This window comes from Paenibacillus senegalensis JC66, assembly GCF_000285515.1.
Lineage (GTDB): Bacteria > Bacillota > Bacilli > Paenibacillales > NBRC-103111 > Paenibacillus_L > Paenibacillus_L senegalensis.
In genome coordinates this window covers 1,578,996-1,603,431 of sequence record NZ_HE610957.1, presented here as the reverse complement: position 1 = coordinate 1,603,431, position 24,436 = coordinate 1,578,996, and the positions used below count along the sequence as shown (strand labels likewise).

The window sequence follows — 24,436 nt, the reverse complement described above, 5'->3', positions numbered from 1 at the left end:
GACTGGACCCAACTTCACGATTGGATTAGTTGAGATCTGTTTAAATAAAGATTAGAAAAAGAAGAGCAATGGCGGCGAGGTCGAGAGCCAGCCGTTCACCAAAATAAGGGAAGGGCCTGTATCCGTATCCTTGCCAACGCTGCGGACCGTAAGCACCGTCTTCAAATACGGGGCCGGGGCTATAAGCAGAAACGGTGGCTTCCCCGGATTTCGTCTTCTTGTTCTTTCCTCCGGCTTTCGCATTCAATTTTGCCCGTTTGCTCGATTTCCCCGTTTTATGATCCGCAGGGTATGACAGACTGTAGGGATTGCCCGATTCATCATTCAGGATCAGCTGATTTTTAACGATCCCGCTTAATGTACCGATATGCCGGGTTCCATCATTCATTACGACCATTACCGGCCTTCCCCAAAACGGCTTACACGCTTCCTCCGTGATTGGATAAATCCTGTGCATGAGCTTGGAACACCTCCTGGAAAATATAACCTCACACCTCACTATATTCATTTAGCCCATTAATGGAGTAGACGTTTACCGGGGGTGCCCGCCCATTTTTTTGGCGCTGCTTTATTTAGTAAGCGTTTTCCTTGCAAATTCATAAAAAGCTTAATGACGATTCCGGTAAGGTTATGCTAAACTGGACATTATAATTCAATAACTGCAAAAATTCACCAAGCCTGTTCCAAGCGGCACTATCGTGATCATTGACGGGATCGTTTGATAATAAACGGTTGTGTGCAAGTTCGTTAATCGGCGGAAAGCAACGTTTCAAAAGCTCTACCACTATTTTAAAAAAAGGAAGATGCATGATGTTGGAGACCAATCAGGAAGCCGTTAAACAATCCGGAGTGGTTTTTTTTATATTTGGAGCAACGGGAGATTTGGCCAGAAGAAAGCTGTTTCCCGCCCTGTACAGCCTGTACCGGGAAGGGAAGCTCTCCGAGAAATTTGCTGTTGTCGGCCTGGCTAGAAGAGAGCGGAGTCCGGAGCAGTTTCATGAAGATGTTTACCGCTCCATTCAGGAATTCGCGAGATACAAAGTGTCCGAGGATACGGAAGAGTGGAGGCGCTTCGTCCAGCATTTCGTTTACTTATCGCTTGATATTAACCGGGTGGAGGATTTCAAGCAGCTGCAGGGTACGGCCAATCAGCTGGAGAAGAAATTCGGGATTGCCGGCAACCGCTTGTTCTATTTGGCTCTGGCGCCCGATCTGTTCGGCAGTGTGGCGCATAATTTAAAGGCTGGAGGACTGCTCGAGTGTGAAGGCTGGCACCGGCTGGTCATCGAGAAGCCGTTCGGCTTCGACCTTCCTTCGGCGGAAAAGTTAAACAAAGAGATCCGCGGAGTGTTTGAAGAACATGAAATTTATCGGATCGACCACTACCTGGGTAAGGAAATGGTGCAGAATATTGATGTTATCCGCTTCGCTAACGCCTTCTTTGAACCTTTGTGGAACAATAAATATATTGCGAACATTCAGATCACGTTAAGCGAAACAGTAGGTGTTGAAGAAAGAGGCGGATATTACGATCACTCCGGCGCGCTGCGGGATATGGGGCAGAATCATATGCTGCAGATGGTCACGATGATGGCGATGGAGCCTCCCAGCCGGCTGCTTCCGGAGGACATCCGGGATGAGAAGGTTAAGGTGCTGAGATCTTTGCGTCCGTTCACCACCAGGGAAGAAATTCGCCAGCATGTGGTGCGCGGCCAATATACAGAGGGGATGCATAACGGCAAGCTTGTGCAAGGCTATCGCGAAGAAGACAAAGTCCATCCGGCTTCGGTTACGGAAACATATTTCGCAGCCAAGGTGTATGTTGACAATTTCCGCTGGGCCGGAGTTCCTTTCTACATCCGCACAGGCAAGAGACTTCCGCTGAAGACAACTGAGGTCGTAGTGGAATTCAAGAACATGCCGGATAACATCTACCACGCGCATAAAACGAATCTGCAGCCGAATCTGCTTGTATTCCGGGTGCAGCCTATGGAAGGGATTTATATTAAAATCAATGCCAAGAACCCCGGCTCCGAAGGAGCGATCATTCCGGTCGCCATGGATTTTTGCCAAAGCTGCCAGGTAGGACTTAACACTCCGGAAGCTTATGAACGCCTGCTGTATGATGCGGCGAGAGGAGACTCTACTTACTTTACGAGATGGGATGAGGTCGCGCTTGCTTGGAAATTCGTAGACCGGATTGCTGCGGCCTGGTCGGAAGATGATCGCGATTTGGAAACCTACGCCGCAGGCTCGTGGGGGCCAAAGGGAGCGGAGGAGCTGCTGGCCCGCGACGGTTTTTCCTGGTGGCCGGTTAACGGACAGGAAGCCGGCGAATCCGTTTGGGTCACGAACCGGCCGGATAAACTATAAATTAACAGACAGACTGCTATTTCGAATTAAGAAGGGAATCAAAAATAGGGATGACAACCAGTAAATTAGGCCAAGAATTGATAAAAGAAGTGGATCGCCGCCGAACCTTTGCGATTATATCCCACCCCGATGCCGGTAAAACGACATTAACCGAGAAGCTCCTGCTATTTGGCGGAGCTATCCGCTTGGCAGGGACGGTCAAAGGGCGCAAGGCCAACAAGCATGCCACCTCGGACTGGATGGAGATTGAGAAGCAGAGAGGAATTTCCGTAACCTCCAGTGTTATGCAGTTTGACTATAAGGGACACCGGGTGAACATCTTGGATACACCTGGCCACCAGGATTTCAGTGAAGACACTTACCGGACGCTGACCGCAGCTGACAGTGCTGTCATGCTGATCGATTCGGCCAAAGGTGTCGAGGCGCAAACGAAAAAGCTGTTTCAGGTTTGCCGTCAGCGCGGCATACCGATCTTTACATTTATTAACAAGCTGGATCGGGAAGGGCAAAATCCGTTTGATTTGCTGGAGGAATTAGAGCAGGTGCTAGGCATTCGCTCGCACCCGATGAACTGGCCGATCGGTTCAGGCAAGCAGTTTTGCGGCGTTTACGACAGGAAGAAGGTAAGAGTAGAGCTCTTCAAAGGCGATGATCATGAAGAAATCTCTCTGCAAGAGGTAAGCGGCTATGAGGATGAGACGGTCAAGCAGATTGCCGGGCCGTATCTGTATGAGCAGCTGTGCGAGGATCTGGAGCTGCTGGATGTCGCCGGCGATCCTCTCGATATGGAGAAGGTTCTTGCAGGGGAATTGACGCCTGTATTTTTCGGCAGTGCGATTAACAATTTTGGCGTTCAGACCTTTTTGGAAAATTTTCTCTCCATGGCTCCCAAGCCTGAGCCGCGTCAAAGCCAGGCCGGGAAAATCGAGCCGACCAAGGAGAACTTCTCGGGCTTTGTGTTTAAAATCCAGGCGAATATGAATCCTGCCCACCGTGACCGGGTGGCATTCCTGAGAGTCTGCTCCGGCAAATTCGAACGCGGAATGTCGGTGAAACATGTTAGAGCGGGCAAGGAAATCAAGCTGTCCCAGCCTCAGCAATTTCTTGCCCAGGACCGGGATATTGTAGAGGTAGCTTATCCCGGAGATATTATCGGCTTATTTGATCCCGGCATCTTTCGCATCGGCGACTCCTTGAGCCAAGGCACGGAAATTGTGTTTGATGAGCTGCCAACATTTTCACCTGAACTATTCAGCAAAGTAACCGTGAAGAACGCACTGAAGCATAAGCAGTACCAAAAAGGACTGGATCAACTGACCGAAGAGGGGACAATCCAGGTTTTCAAGACGATCGGCTTTGAGGACACCCTGCTGGGAGTAGTTGGCCAGCTGCAGTTTGAAGTGTTTGAATACCGGATGAGAGCCGAGTATGGCGTAGAGGTGCAGCTGCAGCGAATGAATTTCCAGTTTGCCCGCTGGCTCGTCGCAGAGAACGTTGACCCCGGTAAATTCAGAATCAATTCCCAGTTGGTTAAGGATAAGAAAGACAATTATGTCGTTTTGTTCGAAAACGAATATGCCTTGCGAAATGCAATGGAAAAGTTCCCGGAAGCCCAGTTTTTGGACGTTGCTCCTTAATACAACAGAATAACAGAAAACGGAAGCGGGATTCCTTAACAGGGAGTTCCGCTTCTTTATTTTTTGGAGATATGGCCGGAACAAGCGTCTTTAAATAGAGATAAATTGCAATTAGGAGTACTGGCTGATGTATGCCTGCTAAGAAAGAGTTATAATGAACGAAGTAAGCGCCTGCAATCAAGCCATTAGAAATCACAATCATCCCTAAAATGTAAGCGTTAACAATAAAGGTTCGGCCAATCTATGGACGCCAAAGGGGAGAAGTTTGATGCCAAGACGGTTGCTCGAATGGAAAAGGTGGAGCTTTAAGAAAAAGCTGATGCTGTATTCCTTATTAATCAGCCTGCTTCCTGTCGTCTTGTTGGGAATGGGTTCGGCTTATTTAGCAGGCAAGAGTGTCCAGGAAGAGGTGGACCGCAATCATAGAATTATTCTGAAGCAAGTGGAATACCAGATGGATAACATATTAAAAAACCTGGAAACCTTCTCGCTGCAAATAGCTAGTGACCGTACGATTGAGAAATCGGTAGAACGAGGCATTTCCTTGGACGATCTGGAAACTCTCGAGACGACATTGGCTATGAAGGAACTTATCCGCCAGTACCGCAGTTATAATGGGGCTCCATTCGATGTATCTCTAGTCTATGACCAGCACGATCAAGTATACTCCAATCATTACGGGCTCCTATCGTTCACGGAATTCCCTTATTATGAGTTTTTGCAGAAGGAACAGGCACAGCATTCCGGATTATTGGTTGTTCCTCCGTTTACTTATCCCGATCAGAAGGAGTTTCTAATGATGCGCCCTGTACTAAGCGGCTCGACTCCGTACAAAGGCAGGCTTATTTTACATGTGGATCCTTCGATTTTTTATAATGTATTCCAGTCCGCGAACTTGGGCAGCGGGCGCAAGCTGCTTGTCATCGATGACCAGGGGAGGGTGGCGGTCAGCTCGAACAAAGAGGAGATTGGCACGAGGCTAAATGTGACCAATGATTTATACCATTACTGGCGGCAGCCCTCTTCCTTTCAAGGGACTTATGCCTTCAATGGAAATGACTATCAGCTGTCGTATCAGAAATCGGCTTTGAATGGCTGGACATACATAGCCATGACGCCGACCCGGGAATTGACGGCCAAATCAGCCAGCATCCGCTGGTTAACGTGGCAGATGGTGGTTGCGATCTCTTTGGTATGGCTGCTGATCTCCATCATCGGATCAAGCAAGCTGTATATTCCTATTCAAGCTCTGCTCGCCAAACTATCCGGGGCTTCCACGGACCGCAGTGAAGGGGATTTGAAACAGCTTTCCAGTTATATTGATAAAATGATCTATCACAACACGAAGCTGCAAATTCAATGGAAGGAGCAGCTTCCCCAATTGCGGGAAAGCGCGCTGCTGCAGCTCTTGCGCGGAGAAATCAATGATCGGGAATTTGCCTCGCTAACCGCCTCTTATCCGATCTCCTTGCCTGGTAACCGCTTTTATGTCTGTATCATCGAGGTCGACCAAGCGATTGCATTTCGGAAGAAATACCGGTTTCGGGACCGGACCTTGATCATGTACGCTTTTTCCAAGCTCGTTCAGGAAATTAATCAAGAGATGAGCTGCTGTGAAACGGTAGCCCTCATCCCCGGACAAGTGATTTGTATACTGGGAGTGGAGGATGACAGCCCGGCCATCCGCAGGCGGGTGATTGAGAACAATGAACGTATTCGCAGCAAAGCGTTCGAATACTTAGGCTTCACCGTTACCGCAGCGGTAAGTGACAGCCAGCCGTCACGATCAATGATTAGTGCGGGCTACGAACAGGCAATCCTGCTGCAGCGCTATCGTTTGCTAATGGGATCCGATGTGACGATTACCCGGGAAAGCGTGGAAGGTTCCGCACGAAACCGTTATTTCATCCGGGACTTCCTTGAGTGGCACCAGGCGATCATTCAAAGCTTGGCGATAGGCGATGTCAATCTGGCCAGCCAGCAGTTTAATCAAATGATGGAGGAAGCCCCCCGCTTCCTTGTAACGGTGGACAGCCAGCTTGGTCTGATGACCTATTTGCTGGGCGATATCGAACAGACTCTGCATGAGCGGGGATATGAATTAAAGGAATGGATAGAAGGAGATCTGTATGCTTCGCTGCATGCCGCTGCCAGTATGGAGGAAGTAAGGGAATGGTTCGAAATGGAGCTATTCCCTGCGATCAGCCGGCAGCTGACGGTTGATAAAAGCATGCAGCAGCAGCAGTTAATCCGCAAGGTTACAGACTATATTCATGAGAACTTTGAAAGCGAGCTGTCTCTACAGCAAATCGCCGATCATTTCGAATGCTCTCCTTACCAGTTGAGCCGCATGTTTAAAGAGCAGATGCAGATAAACTTTGTCGATTACTTAATCCAGTACCGGATAGACAAGGCAAAGGAATGGCTTGTTCATAGTGATTTATCTATTAAAGATATAACCGCTAAGCTCAGCTATACGACGACGCAGAACTTCTCCAGAGTGTTTAAGCAAATAACAGGGATCCCCCCGGGCAAATATCGCGAGCGCTATCGGCAAAGCTGATGCCAGGGCTTGACCGGCCGCTTAACAGAACCCGGCTGACTGTCCGTGCAAACTCCCTGATCCTTAACTGCAAGCGCAGGATACCTCTTCCTAGACGGAGGTATCTTTTTTTGCGCGCCTTGTATCTTTATCTGCATAGTGAAACAACAATAGAGCCTAGGCAATTACAAGGGAAAACGATAAAGTACTAATTATCATTTTGGCATAGGAGGTTGGCTGATGAAGGGATCCCCGTTACCGAAAGCGCATTCATGGATTCCATCGTTCAGGCAGGGGCGAACTGGAAAGAAAATATGGAAAAGCCGCTATATGTATTTATTTGTTTTACCAGGATTGCTCTATTTTATAGTGTACCGTTATGTTCCTCTGCTTGGCTCCATAATTGCCTTCAAAGATTACAGCGCCTTTCAAGGGTTTATTGATAGTCCATGGGTAGGCTTTGCCCATTTTCAAAGGATATTCGATAATCCGGAGGTCGTACAGGTACTAATCAACACGCTGGTGCTGTCCTTTTTGCAGATTGCATTTGCTTTTCCGGTTCCTATCCTGCTGGCTTTGATGCTGAATGAGGTGAGACAGGAATGGGTGAAACGGTTTATTCAATCTATTGTTTATTTACCTCATTTCCTGTCCTGGGTAGTCGTGATCGGTGTCGTAACCTTATTCCTAAGAAGCGACGGACTCGTAAATAACATGCTGGGCGCCTGGTTCGGGATCGATTCCATTCCTTTTTTGCAAATGCCTTCCTTGTTTAAGCCGATTCTGGTGTTAGAAGTAATCTGGAAAGAATCGGGCTGGGGAACGATTATTTTTCTGGCGGCATTAGCCGGAGTGAATCCGGAGCTTTATGAGGCTGCCGTTGTAGATGGAGCCAGTCGGTTGAGAAGGATATGGCACATCACACTGCCTGCGATTCGCAGCACCGTTGTTATTTTGCTGATACTTAGACTTGGAAATGTGCTCGATAACGGGTTCGAGCAAGTGTTTCTTATGCTTAATCCCTATGTGATGGAAGTGGGGAATGTGCTGGATACTTATGTCTACTTCAAAGGTATTTTACAGGCGGATTTCAGCTTCGCAACAGCGGTAGGTTTGTTTAAATCGGTAGTTGGGCTCATTCTTGTAATTGCGGCCAACCGATTGGCCAAACGCTTTGGCGAAGAAGGGATATACTGAGTCTTTTTGCAGCATTGCATTTGTTCTGCAGGCGAGAAAGGAGGAGGCTTATGCTTCACCGCACGATAACGGACCGGATTTTGGAAACCGTTAATCTGGTAATGCTGATATTGATTGCTGCCACTATGTTTTTCCGTTTCTCTATATCTTCTCTGTTTCTTTTTCCTCGATGAAGGAATTTCTGGAGAATGATATTATTTTGTGGCCAAAGGAGTGGGTGACGGATGCCTATCAGTTCATATTGGGAAACAGCCGCTTCATCCGTTCCATCTGGATTACTATTCTGATTACGGTAGTAGGCACTTTGATGAATTTACTGTTTACGGTTACGATGGCCTATGGACTGTCCCGCCCCTTTTACGGACAAAAAACGATCCTGTTTATGGTGCTGTTTACCTTTTTATTCAGCGCCGGCATCATTCCGACTTATTTGATTGTCAAAGAAACCGGTCTGTTGGATTCGATCTGGGCTCTGATTATTCCGGTGCTGATCAGTCCATGGAATTTAATCGTCATTCGCCAGTTCTTCCGCAATATCCCGGAGGAGTTAAACGAAGCAGCGATTATGGACGGGGCTAATCCCTTTACTATTTTTGGCCGGATTATTCTTCCCTTGTCCAAGCCTGCTCTGGCTACGTTCGGCTTATTCTATGCGGTTGCCCACTGGAACTCTTACTTTACAGGCCTGCTATACATCAGCAATCCTGCCTTGTGGCCGATTCAAGTGCTTCTCAGGCAAATTGTAGTCGTGAATGATAACACAGCGCTGATTGAGCAGCATGCACTTGTACAGCAGCCGCCGGCTGAAACCATTCAGATGGCCGCTATTTTGCTGGCTACTGTTCCCATTCTGATCGTGTATCCGTTCCTGCAAAAGCATTTTGCTAAAGGGGTGATGCTCGGCTCCGTTAAAGGCTGATGGTCGTTGCCTGAAGGGTAGTGGTTGGTATGGGGTGAGGTTGCTTGCTCGACGATTACAGCATTTTGCATGAAGCAAGTATAAGTCTTTTGCCAGATTAGAATGCAGATCCAAAAGCCTGAGTTCGTCTGCAGCCTGTTATCCGCCTGCAGATGAAATCATAATAGGCAAAAATGCTAATTAAAAAAGGTAGGGGATCGAAAAATGAGAAAGGTTCAAAAATGGAGATATGGTTCCTGGTTTGGTATTCTCGCATTGACTTTAGCCGCTTGTTCTTCAGGAGGAGGATCGGCTCCATCAGAGTCCCCGCATTCAACCGGTGAGGGAGCCCCCGAGCAGGATCGTGTCTACGATATAAGCTTTATGGGATATTCCTATGCCAAATTTCCTGAGCCTAACGGAGCAGGGGTACAGGCCATTCGCGAGAAATTTTCAGCAAACATAGATTCGCAGTTTATTTTGAATTCCGATTTTAACTCCAAGCTGTCGGTTGTGATGGCCTCCGGAGACATGCCTGATGTAGTCCATATAAGCGCCAACGACTCCAATTATTACAAATGGGCGAAGCAAGGCGCCTTTCTTCCTCTGGACGAATACTTGGATCAATTTGAGACGTTCCGGAATGTACCGGATTCGATCTGGGATCAATTTCGCGTAGACGGACAAATTTACAGTATCCCGATGTATGCCCCGACTTACAGCTTCAGTAATGTCGTGCGCCAGGATTGGCTTGACAATCTCGGGCTTGAAGTGCCAACGAATTACCAAGAGCTGCTCGAAGTAGCCATCGCTTTCACGAAGGACGATCCGGACCAGAATGGACGGGATGATACCTATGGCTTTGCCATGGGCGAGAATGCTTCCCCGGATTATGCAGCAGGAGCATATTGGTCCGGCGGCTGGTATCACAAGGATGATGAAGGTAACTATATCCCTGGGGTGATTGGACCGGGGAAAAGAGAAGTGATTGAAACCTTGGCCGAGGCCTATAAGCATGGCGCCGTAACCAAAGACTTTGCGGTTCTAAACTGGGCGCAGGCCAACAAAGAATTTTATTCCGGCAAAGCGGGGATCTTTATCGGTACGCCCAGCGGAATGGTGGAGGAATATTATTTAGGTTTGCTGGAGGTCAACCCTGAGGCGAGACTGACGTCCATTCCCCACTTTGTTGCCCCCGACGGCTCACAAGGACGCCTGCTGAACCAGGGGTATTTCGGATTAACGACCTTATCCGCGGAGCTGAAAAATGATCCGGATAAAGTATTAAAAATTCTGGAGATTCTTGACTATGGAAGACAATTCATTCCACTCGAGGAACGCAATCCGGACAACGAGCATTTTGACTGGCTGATGGGAGGGGAAGGAGTTGGTTACGATATGATCGATGGCAAGGCCGTCCCTAAGCCGGGAGCGGAAAGTATCGCCCCGATCGGATACATGTTCCAGAGAGAGGAGTACAGACCGACAGCTCCAAATGATGAGGCGAATCAATACTCCAAAGCGGTGTATAACGATCCGCGAATGCAGGAATTCATCTCGCAGATCGAAGATATGGAGGCCACCTATAACAAAACGCCGTATGCCGACCCGAGCCGCGGAATTTTCTCCGAGGTACACGCGCAGAAGGGGGCAGAGCTTAGCCAATATATTGTTGGCGAAATTACCAAAATGATATCCGGGCAGCGACCTGTCGAGGAATGGGACGCGATGGTCGAGGAGTGGAAGGCGCGCGGCGGAGCGGACTGGATCAGAGAAATCAATGAAGGAATTAAGGAACGCTCTTCCTAAGTGCCGCGATTAACCAATCACATACTAAGCAATCGAGATCAGCCCTGGTAGGGGAGTTGAATAAGCGTAGAGTGCCGGACAGCTTATGCCGGAGGCTCTGCGCTTTTAACTTTTGCATGTGGAGCTATTTTAGACGATTAGGAGATTAGCCGAGCGGTATTAAGCGGCGAAACCGTGCCTTACTTCCGGGGGATTTGTTCATTAGCCGTCCCCAAACAAACTATTCCCTCATATGATAGGAGGAGACTGATTAGGCTAGGATGTGTGGCTGAATGAGGCTGTTAATGATTGCGCCAGAGCAAATTCCGGTTCCTCCTGTGCGGGGGGGATCGGTTGAAATATGCATGTACGAGATAGCTAAGCGGCTTGCCCGAACGCATCAAGTAACTTTAATCAGCCGCAGGCACCGTAAGCTGCCGCTTGTCACCACGCAGGGCAATCTGACGATTATCCGTGTCCGATCCGGCCGCAGCACCAAGAGGTATCTTAACGAAGTCAGGAAGAAAATTAAGGGGCGTGTATTCGACTGGATTCAAATCGACAACCGTCCCAAGTTTGTCCCTTTCATCAGAAGGCTTTTTCCCCGTACTCCGATTTCCTTATTTCTTCATTCCCTAACCTTTGTGTCCGGACGCCGGTTATCCCGAAAGTCGGCCTTGTCCTGTTTTGCGCAAACGGATTTGGTAGTAGCCAACAGCGCGTCTCTAAAGACAAACCTTGCGGTTCGTTTTCCAAGTCTGATCCCGAAGCTCAGCTATGTTTGGCTGGGCACGGACTTACAAAGATTCCGCCCCCCATCACCCGAAGAACGGGCAAAGCAACGAAGCAAATACAAGCTTGGAGATTCCTTCGTCATCAGCTTTGTAGGCCGGCTGATTCCGAGAAAAGGACTGCCTTTGTTAATGAGGGCTGCCCGTATAGCGAGAATGAAGAATCCTAATATAAAGCTGGTCGTAGCCGGAAGCAGTACAGTGAAAGGTTATGTCACGAAGCTGAAGCGGCTTGCCAGAAACTATCATTTGCCAGTGACCTTTATTGGCAATGTACCTCACAGCCGCATTCACCGCGTTTACTGGATGGCCGATTGCTTTGTCTGTCCATCCCAGCAGCATGAAGCATTCGGGTTGGTCAATGTGGAAGCTATGGCGACCGCCCTGCCCTGTATTGCCTCTAATATCGGCGGGATTGGCGAGATTATTAGTGACGGCGAGACAGGGATGCTTGTCAACGATTATAGAAGTGAAGGGGAATTTGCCGCAAAGTTAATCGCTGTAATGAATCAGCGTGATTTATATGAGCAAGTAGGTGCTAGAGCCCGTGAAGATATGATCAACCGCTTTAATTGGGAAACCACAGCAGAACAATTAGCGAAAAGGTATGAATCGTCCGTTACTATCAAGGGAGAAGAGGAGCCAGGTAGGTATGAAATTGACAGGCAGCAAGTGGATCAAGACGGGCATACTTTCCCAGAATCCGTCCATACAGGCATCCATTCCGGAAACGAAGAAAATGAACAGCAGCAAGCTGCTGGAGATGCTTAGCAAGTACCAGATGGTATACATTAAGCCGGATATTGGTACTTATGGCACCGGTGTTATGCGGGTAGAGATGGAAAAAATGGATAACAGGGTATACTATGTATGCCGGCAAGGTACGCAAAAGCATGTGTTCAAGTCTTACGGAGATCTTTATTATTACGTGCATAAAAAACCAAGAACCGGAAATATCTCGTACAAAGAGGAATTCAGCTGTTAAAGCATAATCAGCGGAGCTTTGATCTGAGAGTTATGGTCAAAAAGGTTGGAAAATCCGAGTGGAAGACAATGGGCATGCTTGGCCGTGTCGCCCAGCAGGGAAAGGTAGTTACCAATTATCATAGCGGCGGAACGTTGAAAAAGATAGATGGTTTACTGGAGCCATATATGCAAAAAGGGGAGCGTGAGCAGTTTAAGCAGCGCTTAGCCCGCTTAGGAGAAGAGGCTGCGAAACAGCTGCATCCTCATTTTCCTGCCCTGACCTCAATAGGACTTGATGTTGCTTTAGGGAAAGAGCTGCATCCCTGGATTTTGGAGGTTAATTTTCGCCCCGACCCCTATATTTTCCGCAAAGTAGGGGAGTACCAGGTGTTTCGCAATATTATGAAATTCAAGAGAAGCAAACGTAAATAGGACCGGCTAAGACAAAAAGACCCTAAAGATGAGGGTCGGTATTCACTCATTGGGGCAAATTATTTTTTAGAGCGTTCAGCATGGTGTCATGGTCCGCTTGCTCGGTATGTTCCCAAATAATCTCAAACAGCACACCGAGACCAGGCAGCGTTTGATCTGCGCCGCCCACGGAATCCTCAATAATTTCTTTTAATTCATCCAAAGATTTGCCCTGCACACGCTGGACAATTGCTTGCCGTAAGTCAATATTCATGATGTGACCCTCCATAAAAAATTGTTAGCCAAATAGCAGCTGCTTCAGCATTTTGTATAAATCCCGGCGGGCAAAATGCTCACTTTCATACTAGATAATATGCCTTAGTATGCAAAATTTTAAACGGCTTTGGAGTGGTAAAGTCAGGCATGCTATAATGGTTTTAATCTTGGCAGGACGGTGGGGATTATGAAACAGCAATTTGCCGTTATTGGCATCGGGCGGTTTGGCTCCAGTGTGGCCAAATCGCTCCATGCTTTTGGTTATGAAGTGCTGGCTATAGACTCCAATGAGCAGAGAGTGCAGAATATAAGCACTTTCGTTACTCAGGCAGTTCAAGCCGACAGTACCGATGAGGAAGCCCTGCGGACGCTGGGCATTGACCGCTTTGATGTGGTCGTTGTGGCCATCGGGATGAATATCCAGGCGAGCATTTTAACCAGCCTCATTTTGAAGGATATGGGGATTCCCAAATTAATTGTTAAAGCCCAGAATGATCTGCAGGCCAAGGTGTTAAGCAAAATTGGCGCTGACAAAGTTGTCTTTCCGGAGCGGGATATGGGAAATCGGGTGGCTCATCATTTAATTTCACCGAATGTGATGGATTATGTCGAGCTATCCGACGGGTACAGCATCGTGGAGATGAAAGCCCCACCGCAAATGATCGGAAAAAGTCTCAAGCAGCTGAATATTCGGGCTAAGTACAACTGCAATGTGATGGCTGTCAAAACCAATGGCGTCATGAATATTACACCATCAGCCGATGCTTTGATCCGGGTAACGGATACTCTTGTAATCGTAGGCAAGAATGAGCATTTGTTGAAATTCGAGAAAATGTTTGCGAGGTAGAACGGGCGATGGATCAGGAAATTGTGTCTTTGCAAAATCCGCGGGTCAAGCAGTGGAGCCAGCTGTTGACGAAAAAAGGGCGGGACAGCCAAAAGAAATTCATGCTGGAAGGCAACCATCTGTTAATTGAAGCTTTAAAGGCAGGCATTAAGCTGGAGACAATTATTTATGATAGGAACGCCGGAATCCCGGAGGAGCTTCAGCCTTACATACCTGAACGCGGTTTGGAACGGATTGCCGTGTCCCGTGAAGTGCTGGCCAAAGTGGCGGACACGAAAACTCCTCAGCCGGTGATGGCTGCAGCTCATCAACTGCAGGTTTCCTCCGAGGTCGTGCTTGAAGACCGGGAAAGGCCGTACGGTATGGTTGTAGTCGTGGATGGAGTACAAGACCCCGGTAATTTGGGCACGATCATACGTGCTGCTGATGCGGCAGGAGCCGGCGCAGTGATTCTGGGCCAGGGCACTGTTGATCTGTATAATCCTAAAACCATTCGCGCAACGATGGGCTCTCTCTTCCATCTGCCTATTGTGCAAGCGGGGCCATTGCCTGCCTTATTGGAGAAAGCGGCCGCTCGCGGGGTGCAAATTGTCAGCACCTCACTTTCCGCTTCACAAAGCTGCTATAACATCGATTTTACCGTAGATACCTGGATTATTGTTGGCAACGAAGGCGAAGGAGTATCAAGTGAAGTCAGCAGGTGGGCGAATCAGGAGGTTATCATTCCGATCCGCGGACAGGCGGAGTCTTTGAATGTGGCTATGGCTGCGACAATTCTTCTTTACGAGAGCTTGCGGCAGCGGGAGCTTTCAAACAATAACTAGCCTTCAAACATGAACCAGCCACTAACAAAAACAAACACTAACATGAACCAGCATTAACATGAACCACTAACACACATGAACAAGCACTAACATAAACAAGGAGTTCAAAATATAACCATGAATTCAAACCATGAATTCAAATCATTAATTCTAATATTTTCCAAATGTAAAACAGTTTTCAAACGAGTAACCAGGCTTTCAACATACTACCACCTGGCCGACAATAAATAAACTTTAAGAAAGAAGGCGTTTCGTTACAGCGGATGGTTGGCTGTTTCGAACGCCTTTTCTCTGTTTTTTCCTGATCTTGAAGCCTGGCTCTGATTTCTTTCTATGTAAAAATGTAAAGAAGTATTTACATATGTGATTTTCCATGATATTAATTATGTAAAGAAGCCTTTATATATAGGCGGTGAAAGCTCATGCCTGTCAGAAATAACATTAGAAGTATAAGGAAGGAAAGAGGTATTAAACAATTACAATTAGCTGAAGACCTGCAAGTAACTAGACAAACCCTTACAGCCATCGAAAACAATAAATATAATCCAAGTCTGGAGCTTGCTTTGAAAATCGTTAATTACTTCAATCTTCCTATTCAAGAGATCTTTATATTAGAGGAGGAGAAAGAATGAGGAAGAATATGGAGAAATGGAATTTAACTTTTAGAGCCATTAATGTACTGGTTGGTGTAATTCTTGGTTTATCCATTGTTTACTTCATCAAAGAAGAGTTCAATTTAAGCATTTTACTTGGTGCTTTAACTGGCACAGTTATTTTAACCGTTACCAATATAATGAAAGCTCTGCTAAAACGCGATAGAACCCCTGACACAGATGAAAGAACCGAAAAAAATATGCTTAAATTTTACCTTTTTTCATCACATATTTTTATAGGTCTATTATTTATTGCACTCTGTATTTCATCGTTCTTAGGGATTGAGGAAATTTTAACTGTTTATCTATGGATAATAATAATCGCCTATATATGTTTTAGTGGGATCGGTGCATTTATTGTTAGTCGCAGATGATCAACAGCCTGAATTTTAGGCTTCAAGCGGTAACCGGCTAATGGTTTTGAATTCAATACGGACTAAGCGCCCAATGAATCTGTAAAAATTTGAAACTGCTGAAAAATAGCCTTGCCCAAATTAAAATTACTCTAGCCACATGCAAATTACTCTAGTTTCAGCCAAATTACACTATCCTCATGCAAATCACTCTAGTTTCACCCCAATTACTCTAGCCGCATTCAATTTCCTCTGACAGGAATCTAACAGAAAGCTTCCTTACATTTTGGGGTTATTTTATCCCTCCCAAGCATAGGCTGTTATAGAGAACATGTCTGCTTACAAGGGGGGAGGACGAATGCGAAGGCGCAGGTGGAAAAGTCGGAATCCTCGCAAAAGCAGCCGCAAGAGGGCGATCTTTCTTGTCCTGATCCTGTTCACCTTGTTTTCTTTACAATCGTTTATTTATATTGAGAAAAGGCTGAAGCCGCCGTTAACTCATTTGGCTACAATAAGAATGAAGCAAGTAGTTACACAGTCTGTAAATGCCACTCTTTCGGAAAAAATTACTGAAGAAGCGAATTTGGATAAATTGATGGAATGGAAGCATGGACAGGATGGGAAAGTTAACGGCTTCGTGCTCAATTATGCGGAGCATATGAAGATCACGTCGCGTTCCGTAGATATTGTCCAAGGCTTGCTGCAGGACCTGCAGGCCCATACCGAGAAGATTCCGCTCGGTCTTGTCTTAGACAGCGCGATTATTGCCTCATACGGTCCGAAGATTCCAATCAGGATGTCGCCGCAGGGAGCTGTTCAGGTGGAATTGGGAAGGCGGTATGAAAGTGTCGGGATCAATATGGTTCTTGCTGAAGTATACATACGGATAATTGCCGATGTTGCGGTCATAGTTCCGTTCAGCTCAGAGCATGAGGTGATCGAAACGGAGGTCCCGCTTTCTTATGTCCTGATTATTGGCGACACGCCCATGTATTATGTGGACAACAAAGGAAATCCGGTAGGGAACTCGTCACCGCTGCCGCCTTCGGTGACTCTGCCGGAGATGCGCACACCGGGAGGAGGAGCCTTGCCAATTACGCCTCAATAAAAGGGAACGGATTCGCTGCTTACTTCCCGATTCCGGCGCCTCCCTACGCGAATTATATTGCATACATTCCGCCTGGCGTCCGCTGCGGCAGTGAATGTATGCGATTTTTCGCATACATTCCCGCCGCGGGCGCTGTTGGAGGCGCAATGTATGCGATTTTTCTGCGAAATATATAACGTCCCGCATGATGAACAATCTCAGGAAATCGCACCTCAATCATAACTTGTGATAACTTTTACGAAATTTCGTATGAAACACTGGCTGTAGCTCCTTTAAACCCCGGCATTTGTACCGACTCAACTCTTAGACCCCGGTATTTGTACGATTTGTCATACAAATCTCGGGTAATCGCCCTTTAATCCCCTGTATTTGTACGACGTTTCATACAAATCACCGGTTATTGCCCTTCATCCCCATGTATTTGTACGACATTTCGTACAAAACGCAGGAAACAACAAACAACAACAAGCAACAACAGGCGACAAGCCCTTTGAACCCCGCCAACCTTGGCTATTTTCATGCCGGAGAGGTGCCAGAACTGGAGAAGACATGACGGTTTTCGCATATAATCCGCCTCTGCTCGCACTGCGAGGCAATTGGACTGCGATTTTTCGCATACATTTCAAGTCGGGGCGCTCAAGCCGGAGCGCTGTCGAAGGCGAATGTATACGATTTTCGCATACATGTCCGCCGGGGGACCGCGACACAAAAGTCAACACCCAAAAATGCCGTTAAACAACATTCTTGGGTGTTTCATTTTGGCAGGTAACAAAGATTGATTCTCAGAAGCCTCCAGCAAGAAAAGGTACCCTAGTTGACGAGCCTTCACGATTCAAGCCCTTGCAAGAAAAAGCCCTGGAAAAGGAGTCTCCACGGGTTAAATCTCACGAGTTAAATCTCCTAAAAGACCAGAACCATTCAAGCAAGATAACCGATGTAAGGTTGAATCAAGATTTTTTCAGCTTGCGCTGGCGCTCTTCTTTTTCCCATTTGCGCAGGTGGGGATACGGATCGAATGACCATTCTGACAAGCCATTGTCTCTGTAGAGACCGTAATGGAGGTGGGGCGGGAATTTGCCTGAAGTTCCCGGTTTGCCGTAGCCGGAGCTTCCAACCCAGCCTACTACATCACCAGGGGCGACCGCATCTCCGATATTCAGTTTTTTATTAAATCCGCTCAGATGCGCGTAGTAGTGATAAATATTGTTCAGATCACGAATACCGATTCTCCAACCGCCATACGGATTCCAGCCGCGGACCTCGATAACTCCATAGGTTGTGCTTCGGGCAGGCACACCGTAGCCGGCAAAAATATCCGTGCCCTCATGAATCCGGTATCCTCCCCAGCCTCTACGTGCCCCCCAGGTTCCCCTGTAAGAGTAACTGGAGCTTAAAGGCACGGGAAAAACATGCTGAAACAAATCCAGGCGATCATAAGTTGAATACAGCTTCACAAACTGCTCAATACGTTCCACACTACGGTTATTATGATAATACTCCCATAGCGCTATGCGAAAATCCTGCTCGCTTGTCCCGTACGACAAAATATAATCAGCCGTCGTAAAGAGTACATCGAGATCATCAGTGCGATCCGCTAATCCATCCCCATTGCCGTCCTTTCCTTTGCCGTTGAAAAATGCAATGGATGTCGGATTATCGTCCTCGCGATCAGGGTTAAGCATGCCTGTCCATTCCTCTTGCGAATAATAAATGTCAATCAGCCCTTTGGCAAGAGGTCTTTTTTTGGCAATGCGAATTGTCCTTTCGTACTGGTCAATCGCCGCCAGATAAGGCCATGGTATTCCTGTTAAAGCACTGATTTCATCAAATAATTGCCGACGTTCCGCGAAAATTTGCTCCCGGCTTTTGACTGCCTCTTTAGGTGCGGAGCTGGTTGTAGAATTAGCATGAACCGGGGGGACGTATTCCGTTATTATAAATGAGCTAATCATTAGGCTAACAACAACACAGAGTAGTTTGCGACGCATAGCCTTGCCCAACCTGAATCCTCCTTCCTGAAGAGCTGAAATGAACCTGCTTCTTTTGCAAAAAGAGGTTTTTCCCATAGAATGTATCTCGGCGGGAGTTTTTATCCATCCCGGTAACATTTACATAGCTAGAACCGGCAAGGTATAATGGGAAACTAAAAAGAGCATTGTTTCGCGAGGAGGCAGCCGATGTCATTTGATCACCGCACAGAGCATGTAGATGACAATATGATCCTGATTCAGGCCAACCTGGATGACATGAATCCGGAGCATTGCCCTTATGTCACCGATCAGCTGTTGAAGCACGGAGCCAACGATGCATACTGGATTCCGATCATTATGAAAAAGGGGAGGCCCGGTCTAATGCTGAATGTCCTGGTGGACCGGGAGAAGCTTTCAGCTATGGAGCAGGTTATTTTTTCAGAAACCTCTACGCTGGGATTGCGATATTTTCAGGCGTCCTGCCATCGCTTAGGAAGAGCTTGGAAGAAGGTAAATACACCTTGGGGCGAAATCTCAGTTAAAGTCGGTTACTATCAAGGCAAGCCGGTGCATTTTGCCCCGGAGCATGAAGAGTGTGCTGCGGTGGCGCGTCGCTTTGGTCTTCCGCTTAAGCAAGTGTACGAAGAAGTTCGGCTTCGCTTCGAGCAGGAAGGAGGAGCTCCCCATGAACATCATTGACGCTCACGTTCATTTATCCCGGATTGCCAGCTTCCAGCAGACAGCGGATGAATTATCTTTGGTGGACTACACCGCAGACGGTTTGTCCAAAGAGTTTGCGGCCAATGGAGTTGTGCTTGGAATTGGCATGGGAGTCAATGAAACGGCAGAAGGTGGATTTCCCGACCGGCATGCCGCTAATCCGATGACGCTCAACCTGGAGGATAAGCTTCCAAACTTTTTGCTGGAATGCACCGGAATCAACCCTTATTTGCTGGAATCTGGAGGGCAGGCAGAGCTTGACCGTATAGAAAAAAGGCTGTCTCTTGACAGTACGGCAGGAATTAAGCTGTATGCCGGTTACTATCACTTCTACGTGTATGATAAAATATATGGCCCTATTTACGAGCTGGCCAAGCAATATAATCTTCCCGTTGTTATTCACACAGGAGATACTTATTCTAAAGACGGACTCATCAAATATTCCCATCCGCTGACGGTTGATGAACTGGCAGTCAGCCATCGCGATATTAATTTCGTGCTTTGTCACCTTGGTGACCCTTGGGTGATGGATGCAGCAGAGGTAGTTCGCAAGAACCCTAACGTATATGCGGATCTTTCCGGTTTACAGGTTGGAGATGGACCGTTTTTTCAGCGGTTTGTGACAGAGCCGCTATTCATGGACCATTTTCGCAGAGCCCTCATATATGCGGATCATTATGATAAAATTCTTTTCGGAACCGATTGGCCGCTTGCTCCGGTTGAGATTTATATCCGGTTTGTGGAAGCTCTCGTCCCGGAAAGCTTTTATTCCAGCGTATTTTACGAGAATGCGTTGAATGTTTTTCCGAAAGCGAGAAAACGGCTGGAGGGTTAGTTATTCTCTTTGCAGAGGTTGGTCGTGTACAATATGTGCTAATTTTTGCAGGGTCTCACTGTAGAATGGAGTTTTGAGATTGCCGTTGATGGATAGTTACGCAAAATTACAGTTACTTGATGGGGGCAGCGGATGACGGTTGGGCGGTAGCAGAATGGCGTTTGCAGCCAGGTTTGCACGCTAGTTCTGTATATGCTAGCTTTGTAGGCTAGTTCTGTATATGCTACCTCTGTACACTAGTTCTGCCCCCGATTAGCACTGTTTCAATTTTAACGCTCGCAGTGGTCCTTATTTGAACAAAATCAGGGGGAGAAAAATTGTAACGCTTGCCCTCGTCCTTATTTTGCTTCAGATCGCGGTTTTCTGGACTTTCTGTCACAAATAAGATCGAGGATGAGCGTTAGAAATAAAAAGCCTGCTTTTTTAGGCAAATAAGAGCAAGGACGAGCGTTAGCGCTGAAAGTCTCACAAAGCGCTCCCAGGCGTCCCGCAAAGCGCTTCGCATGCAAAAACTTCACGTAAAAACGCCTCACAAAGCCTCGCACAAAGCACTTCGCATGCAAAAGCTTCTCGCAAAAACGTCTCACAAAGCGCTCACAAAATGCTCACAAAGCCTCACGTATGTTGCACCTGTTCGTCGATCCGACACTATGTAATGAAAAGACGATGACAGCGATTAGCTTGCTGACCTAAGAAAATTTCGCCTCTCTCGCTCTTATCGCAGCCATTCCGCCGCTGAGGGAGGCAATCCTACCGATATGCCCGTTTTTACCGATAGTGTTTACGAACTTGTTAGACTAAATTCTATATGCTGAGCGCTTTTGCTTTGAACGGTACGGTACGCACCGGTTTCATGGCGGATACTGAGCTGGAAGCTACATTAATTACTACTTTCCGTCATGCTCATGCTCGTGGTGGTGTGCGTGTGTATGCCCGTGCTCGTGGTCGTGGTGATGGCTGTGTCCATGCCCATGCCCGTGCTCATGCTCGTGGTGTGCGTGTCCATGCCCATGCTCATGCTTATTGTTCACAGCTAAAGGAAGCTCCTCGGCTTCTCCAATAATGACACGCAGCACATTGGGCTGGGAAGGCAGATCCTTTGTGCCGGCTCCGTAGCCGATGGCTCTCACCGTCATCCTCGGCACTCCGGGAGAGAAGGAAGAGGCGAGACCGGATATAATGCCTGCGCCTGTAGGAGTAGTCATCTCCATATTCAGTTTGCTGTCAGCAAGCGGGATGCCTTTCATCATCTCCAGAGTAGCGGGAGCGGGAACAGGATAAATACCGTGGTCACAACGGATTTTTCCATAGCCTAGCGGTACCGGTGCTGAGATAATCTCATCGATGTTGAGGGAGTCCAGTGCCAGTGCGACACCGACTACATCAACGATCGAGTCGATAGCGCCGACTTCATGGAAGTGGACTTTTTCTACAGGTAAATTATGAATTTTGCCCTCTGCAATAGCAATTTGTTCAAAAATTTTAAGACTGTAATCGGTCACTCTTGGACTGAATTGAGCTTCTTTGATGAACTTAACGATCTCGGAATAATGACGATGGTGCGCTGGAGGTGTCTCTTTATCCTCGATTACGTTCAGCTTCAAAGCGGACACTCCGCACTTGATCACCTTTACCCATTCCAGTTGAAAAGGTTCAATTTGCAGCTTGCCAAGCTCTCGCTCTATATATTCCCGGTCTGCCCCGGCATCTACTAAAGCAGCTAGGGACATGTCCCCGCTAATTCCGGAAAAACAATCAAAATAAGCAATGTTCATTTAGGATTGCTCCTTTTTGGATAAATTATAGTTTATCAGTCCTGCGTAATATCCCGCACCGAAGCCGTTGTCAATATTGACAACACTAATTCCCGGCGCACAGGAATTCAGCATGGTCAATAGCGCGGACATGCCTTGAAAACTCGCCCCATATCCTATACTGGTCGGGACAGCGATAACAGGCTTGGACACCAGCCCGCCAATGACGCTTGTAAGGGCCCCTTCCATTCCGGCTGCCACAACGATCGCATTGGCTTTACGGATGACGTCCAATCTGCGGAACAGGCGATGGATGCCTGCTACGCCAACATCGTAAATCCGCTCCACATGATTGCCCATCACTTCCGCAGTAATCGCCGCTTCCTCGGCTACCGGCATATCAGAAGTTCCGGCGCAAACTACGGCAATATATCCGTCATGGACCTTGAGCAAGGGGCGCTTGAACCAAGTTATCGCTCTGGCAGTGGGATGATAAGTGACTTGAGGAAGCTCGGCCAAAATGAGGTCGGCTTTGTTCGGATCAATCCGTGTAGCGAGAATTCTATCGGAATTCTGCATCATCCGCTGCATAATCAGGATAATTTGTTCGGGTGTTTTTCCTTCGCCAAATACAACTTCAGGGAAACCAACGCGTTGTTCCCGCTCGGTATCAATCTGGGCAAAGCCGAGATCAGCCACTGACTGATCCTGCAAATGCTTGGTGATCTGCGCCGCGGCCTGGTCGATTTCCATATCGCCATTTTTGACTTTCTGCAACAAGGCTTCCAACTCGTTCATATTCACGCTCTTTTCTATGTAAGCATTTTGCAATCTGGTTCATTCCGTTAGCATAAAAGCTTCTAGATAACTTGATTTTATCATATTTCCGTTATCTATGAGTATCCTCTGGCCGAATGTCTGGATATAGGCTGAATGCAGATTCATTGTGGAATGCTGCTGCCGTCATGGTATAATACTATACTAAAGAGTTTAGTCAGCCAGTCCAAATAGAGAAAGTGGGGAGATTTAAATGGCTACGGAAATGCAAAGAAAGCCAGAGTGGCTCAAAACGAAATTAAACACGGATGATAATTATAAAGAAATTAAAAGCATGATGCGCTCTAAAACGTTACATACCGTTTGTGAGGAGGCCAAGTGTCCGAATATTTACGAATGCTGGGCGAACCGCACGGCCACCTTTATGATTCTTGGTGATACCTGTACCCGTGCTTGCCGTTTCTGTGCGGTTAACTCAGGGATGCCCACTGAACTGGATTGGCAGGAGCCGGAGAGGGTGGCGGAGGCCGCTGAACAGATGGGCCTTAAGCACTGCGTTATCACATCTGTTGCCAGAGATGACTTGGTTGATGGAGGAGCTGCAATTTTTGCCGCTTCTATTCATGCGGTCCGCTCCCGGCTTCCGCTCTGTGGGGTAGAAGTGCTGATTCCCGACTTCATGGGCAATGAACTGGCACTGCAGAAGGTGCTTGACGCCAAGCCGGATATTCTGAACCACAATATTGAGACGGTAGAGCGTCTTTCCGATAAAGTTCGTTCCAAGGCTAAATACAGCCGGACATTGGCTTTGTTAAAGCGCTCCAAGGAGCTTGCACCGCAAATCCCAACTAAATCAAGTATTATGATTGGTGTAGGCGAGACATGGGATGAAATTCTCGCCACGCTGCAGGACTTGCGTAAAGTCGGTGTCGATATCGTTACGATCGGACAATATTTACAGCCAACTAAGAAGCATTTGAGCGTAGCGCATTTTTATACCCCGGAACAATTCGCTATGCTGAAGGATGAGGGCTTGAAGCTTGGTTTTCGTCACGTGGAGTCGGGACCTCTCGTACGAAGCTCTTATCATGCGCATGAGCAAGTGAAGTCCGCCGCTAAATAAAGATGTTATAGATCGTACAGAGAGCGCTTGGATTTGTTGCTAAAGCGTCTTGTTGTTCGACTGGGGAAGGCGAGGAGGAGACAGTCAGATTATGATACAGATAGGCGGCAATACTTATGAATTGCTGAAGGATAACCGCAACGGGTGGAATTGGGAAGCCTTCAAAAGCCGTTACAGCGAGGTGCTGGACCGGTACGATTATATTGTTGGCGACTGGGGCTATAGCCAGCTGCGGCTGCGGGGCTTTTATCGCGATTCTCATCCGAAGGCAAATAAGGATAGCTCCATAGTCGGACTCGAAGATTACATTAACGAGTACTGTAATTTTGGTTGTGCGTACTTCGTGCTTGAGAAGCAGCCTAAGCAGCAGCGCAATTCAGCGGCAGCAGAAAGATAAGGAGTGCATCTGCCCTCCTTGTTGGCGTAAAATGCGGACAAAGCAATGAGTCTGTCCAGAAAGCCATTTTTAGCCAATTGCAGCGAAAGGAAAACCCCAGGAACGTTGATATAACCGCGTTCTTGGGGTTTGCTTTTTTTGGATATCGGGCTGAAGGAACTGCCGCCTTGGCGGACAGCCCTGTTCGATGAGCATG

At 47.4% G+C, this 24,436-nt stretch carries 20 protein-coding genes and 2 pseudogenes; 17 read left to right on the top strand and 5 right to left on the bottom strand.

Translation table 11 applies throughout. The features are described from left to right. Window positions 1-40: 40 nt before the first annotated feature. Window positions 41-457, bottom strand: a complete 417-nt coding sequence (locus tag PSHG_RS26875; RefSeq protein WP_010271492.1) for a hypothetical protein — start codon at window positions 455-457, stop codon at window positions 41-43. A gap of 350 nt (window positions 458-807) precedes the next feature. On the opposite strand from PSHG_RS26875, the gene zwf reads away from it, so the two are divergent. From zwf to PSHG_RS31960, 8 genes and pseudogenes are all read left to right on the top strand, one after another. Then, window positions 808-2,373: a glucose-6-phosphate dehydrogenase gene (gene zwf, locus PSHG_RS07575; protein ID WP_042121200.1), complete on the top strand. Its 1,566-nt coding sequence runs from the start codon at window positions 808-810 to the stop codon at window positions 2,371-2,373. 50 nt (window positions 2,374-2,423) lie between these two features. Beyond that, window positions 2,424-4,010 carry a peptide chain release factor 3 gene (locus PSHG_RS07570; protein WP_010271487.1) on the top strand — a complete coding sequence of 529 codons (1,587 nt, stop codon included), beginning with the start codon at window positions 2,424-2,426 and terminating at the stop codon, window positions 4,008-4,010. Between the two features lie 268 nt (window positions 4,011-4,278). Next, the gene (locus PSHG_RS07565; RefSeq protein ID WP_010271484.1) at window positions 4,279-6,573 is read left to right on the top strand and encodes a helix-turn-helix domain-containing protein; all 2,295 of its coding nucleotides are present in this window, start codon (window positions 4,279-4,281) and stop codon (window positions 6,571-6,573) included. Between the two features lie 219 nt (window positions 6,574-6,792). Beyond that, on the top strand, window positions 6,793-7,749 hold the full coding sequence (locus PSHG_RS07560; protein WP_010271481.1) for an ABC transporter permease: 957 nt from the start codon (window positions 6,793-6,795) through the stop codon (window positions 7,747-7,749). A gap of 199 nt (window positions 7,750-7,948) precedes the next feature. Then, the gene (locus PSHG_RS26870) at window positions 7,949-8,668 is read left to right on the top strand and encodes a carbohydrate ABC transporter permease (RefSeq protein ID WP_010271479.1); all 720 of its coding nucleotides are present in this window, start codon (window positions 7,949-7,951) and stop codon (window positions 8,666-8,668) included. A 204-nt stretch (window positions 8,669-8,872) separates the two neighbouring features. Next, window positions 8,873-10,456, top strand: coding sequence for an extracellular solute-binding protein (locus tag PSHG_RS07550; protein WP_010271477.1), 1,584 nt, complete (start codon window positions 8,873-8,875; stop codon window positions 10,454-10,456). Window positions 10,457-10,728: 272 nt separating this feature from the next. Beyond that, a complete protein-coding gene (locus tag PSHG_RS26865) occupies window positions 10,729-11,997 on the top strand; it encodes a glycosyltransferase family 4 protein (protein WP_010271475.1) in 1,269 nt (422 codons plus the stop codon). Beyond that, window positions 11,879-12,624: pseudogene (locus PSHG_RS31960) on the top strand (YheC/YheD family protein). The gene PSHG_RS26865 and the pseudogene PSHG_RS31960 overlap by 119 nt, the downstream one beginning before the upstream one ends. A 46-nt stretch (window positions 12,625-12,670) precedes the next feature. Here the strand turns inward: PSHG_RS31960 and sspI are convergent. After that, on the bottom strand, window positions 12,671-12,877 hold the full coding sequence (gene sspI, locus PSHG_RS07535; RefSeq protein ID WP_010271469.1) for a small acid-soluble spore protein SspI: 207 nt from the start codon (window positions 12,875-12,877) through the stop codon (window positions 12,671-12,673). Window positions 12,878-13,051: 174 nt separating this feature from the next. On the opposite strand from sspI, the pseudogene PSHG_RS07530 reads away from it, so the two are divergent. The 5 genes and pseudogenes from PSHG_RS07530 to yunB form a co-directional block, all read left to right on the top strand. After that, window positions 13,052-13,726: pseudogene (locus PSHG_RS07530) on the top strand (potassium channel family protein); the annotation flags it as partial. A gap of 8 nt (window positions 13,727-13,734) precedes the next feature. Beyond that, window positions 13,735-14,550: a TrmH family RNA methyltransferase gene (locus tag PSHG_RS07525; RefSeq protein ID WP_010271465.1), complete on the top strand. Its 816-nt coding sequence runs from the start codon at window positions 13,735-13,737 to the stop codon at window positions 14,548-14,550. Between the two features lie 422 nt (window positions 14,551-14,972). Next, window positions 14,973-15,182 carry a helix-turn-helix transcriptional regulator gene (locus tag PSHG_RS07520; RefSeq protein ID WP_010271463.1) on the top strand — a complete coding sequence of 70 codons (210 nt, stop codon included), beginning with the start codon at window positions 14,973-14,975 and terminating at the stop codon, window positions 15,180-15,182. Further along, on the top strand, window positions 15,179-15,577 hold the full coding sequence (locus PSHG_RS07515) for a hypothetical protein (RefSeq protein WP_010271461.1): 399 nt from the start codon (window positions 15,179-15,181) through the stop codon (window positions 15,575-15,577). Before PSHG_RS07520 ends, PSHG_RS07515 begins: the two co-directional genes overlap by 4 nt. 337 nt (window positions 15,578-15,914) lie before the next feature. After that, complete coding sequence (yunB, locus tag PSHG_RS07510; RefSeq protein ID WP_010271458.1) at window positions 15,915-16,664, top strand: sporulation protein YunB; 750 nt, start codon at window positions 15,915-15,917, stop codon at window positions 16,662-16,664. 947 nt (window positions 16,665-17,611) lie between these two features. Here the strand turns inward: yunB and PSHG_RS07505 are convergent. After that, complete coding sequence (locus PSHG_RS07505; protein WP_042121553.1) at window positions 17,612-18,616, bottom strand: M23 family metallopeptidase; 1,005 nt, start codon at window positions 18,614-18,616, stop codon at window positions 17,612-17,614. A gap of 225 nt (window positions 18,617-18,841) precedes the next feature. On the opposite strand from PSHG_RS07505, the gene larC2 reads away from it, so the two are divergent. Continuing rightward, window positions 18,842-19,333 carry a nickel pincer cofactor biosynthesis protein LarC2 gene (gene larC2 / locus PSHG_RS07500; RefSeq protein WP_010271454.1) on the top strand — a complete coding sequence of 164 codons (492 nt, stop codon included), beginning with the start codon at window positions 18,842-18,844 and terminating at the stop codon, window positions 19,331-19,333. Beyond that, complete coding sequence (locus tag PSHG_RS07495) at window positions 19,320-20,189, top strand: amidohydrolase family protein (RefSeq protein ID WP_010271452.1); 870 nt, start codon at window positions 19,320-19,322, stop codon at window positions 20,187-20,189. The genes larC2 and PSHG_RS07495 overlap by 14 nt, the downstream gene beginning before the upstream one ends. Window positions 20,190-21,076: 887 nt before the next feature. Here the strand turns inward: PSHG_RS07495 and larC are convergent. Both larC and larB read right to left on the bottom strand, forming a co-directional pair. After that, on the bottom strand, window positions 21,077-21,964 hold the full coding sequence (gene larC, locus PSHG_RS07490; protein ID WP_010271450.1) for a nickel pincer cofactor biosynthesis protein LarC: 888 nt from the start codon (window positions 21,962-21,964) through the stop codon (window positions 21,077-21,079). Further along, a complete protein-coding gene (gene larB / locus PSHG_RS07485) occupies window positions 21,965-22,741 on the bottom strand; it encodes a nickel pincer cofactor biosynthesis protein LarB (protein ID WP_010271448.1) in 777 nt (258 codons plus the stop codon). Between the two features lie 232 nt (window positions 22,742-22,973). On the opposite strand from larB, the gene lipA reads away from it, so the two are divergent. Both lipA and PSHG_RS26855 read left to right on the top strand, forming a co-directional pair. Further along, window positions 22,974-23,843 carry a lipoyl synthase gene (lipA, locus tag PSHG_RS07480; RefSeq protein ID WP_010271447.1) on the top strand — a complete coding sequence of 290 codons (870 nt, stop codon included), beginning with the start codon at window positions 22,974-22,976 and terminating at the stop codon, window positions 23,841-23,843. A gap of 91 nt (window positions 23,844-23,934) precedes the next feature. Then, a complete protein-coding gene (locus tag PSHG_RS26855; RefSeq protein ID WP_010271444.1) occupies window positions 23,935-24,240 on the top strand; it encodes a YutD family protein in 306 nt (101 codons plus the stop codon). Window positions 24,241-24,436 lie beyond the last annotated feature (196 nt).

Coding starts and splice junctions, on each gene's coding strand:
- PSHG_RS26875 (WP_010271492.1), bottom strand. CDS start 457: ATGCACAGGATTTATCCAATCACGGAGGAAGCGTGTAAGCCGTTTTGG.
- zwf (WP_042121200.1), top strand. CDS start 808: ATGATGTTGGAGACCAATCAGGAAGCCGTTAAACAATCCGGAGTGGTT.
- PSHG_RS07570 (WP_010271487.1), top strand. CDS start 2,424: ATGACAACCAGTAAATTAGGCCAAGAATTGATAAAAGAAGTGGATCGC.
- PSHG_RS07565 (WP_010271484.1), top strand. CDS start 4,279: ATGCCAAGACGGTTGCTCGAATGGAAAAGGTGGAGCTTTAAGAAAAAG.
- PSHG_RS07560 (WP_010271481.1), top strand. CDS start 6,793: ATGAAGGGATCCCCGTTACCGAAAGCGCATTCATGGATTCCATCGTTC.
- PSHG_RS07550 (WP_010271477.1), top strand. CDS start 8,873: ATGAGAAAGGTTCAAAAATGGAGATATGGTTCCTGGTTTGGTATTCTC.
- PSHG_RS26865 (WP_010271475.1), top strand. CDS start 10,729: ATGAGGCTGTTAATGATTGCGCCAGAGCAAATTCCGGTTCCTCCTGTG.
- sspI (WP_010271469.1), bottom strand. CDS start 12,877: ATGAATATTGACTTACGGCAAGCAATTGTCCAGCGTGTGCAGGGCAAA.
- PSHG_RS07525 (WP_010271465.1), top strand. CDS start 13,735: ATGGATCAGGAAATTGTGTCTTTGCAAAATCCGCGGGTCAAGCAGTGG.
- PSHG_RS07520 (WP_010271463.1), top strand. CDS start 14,973: ATGCCTGTCAGAAATAACATTAGAAGTATAAGGAAGGAAAGAGGTATT.
- PSHG_RS07515 (WP_010271461.1), top strand. CDS start 15,179: ATGAGGAAGAATATGGAGAAATGGAATTTAACTTTTAGAGCCATTAAT.
- yunB (WP_010271458.1), top strand. CDS start 15,915: ATGCGAAGGCGCAGGTGGAAAAGTCGGAATCCTCGCAAAAGCAGCCGC.
- PSHG_RS07505 (WP_042121553.1), bottom strand. CDS start 18,616: ATGATTAGCTCATTTATAATAACGGAATACGTCCCCCCGGTTCATGCT.
- larC2 (WP_010271454.1), top strand. CDS start 18,842: ATGTCATTTGATCACCGCACAGAGCATGTAGATGACAATATGATCCTG.
- PSHG_RS07495 (WP_010271452.1), top strand. CDS start 19,320: ATGAACATCATTGACGCTCACGTTCATTTATCCCGGATTGCCAGCTTC.
- larC (WP_010271450.1), bottom strand. CDS start 21,964: ATGAACATTGCTTATTTTGATTGTTTTTCCGGAATTAGCGGGGACATG.
- larB (WP_010271448.1), bottom strand. CDS start 22,741: ATGAACGAGTTGGAAGCCTTGTTGCAGAAAGTCAAAAATGGCGATATG.
- lipA (WP_010271447.1), top strand. CDS start 22,974: ATGGCTACGGAAATGCAAAGAAAGCCAGAGTGGCTCAAAACGAAATTA.
- PSHG_RS26855 (WP_010271444.1), top strand. CDS start 23,935: ATGATACAGATAGGCGGCAATACTTATGAATTGCTGAAGGATAACCGC.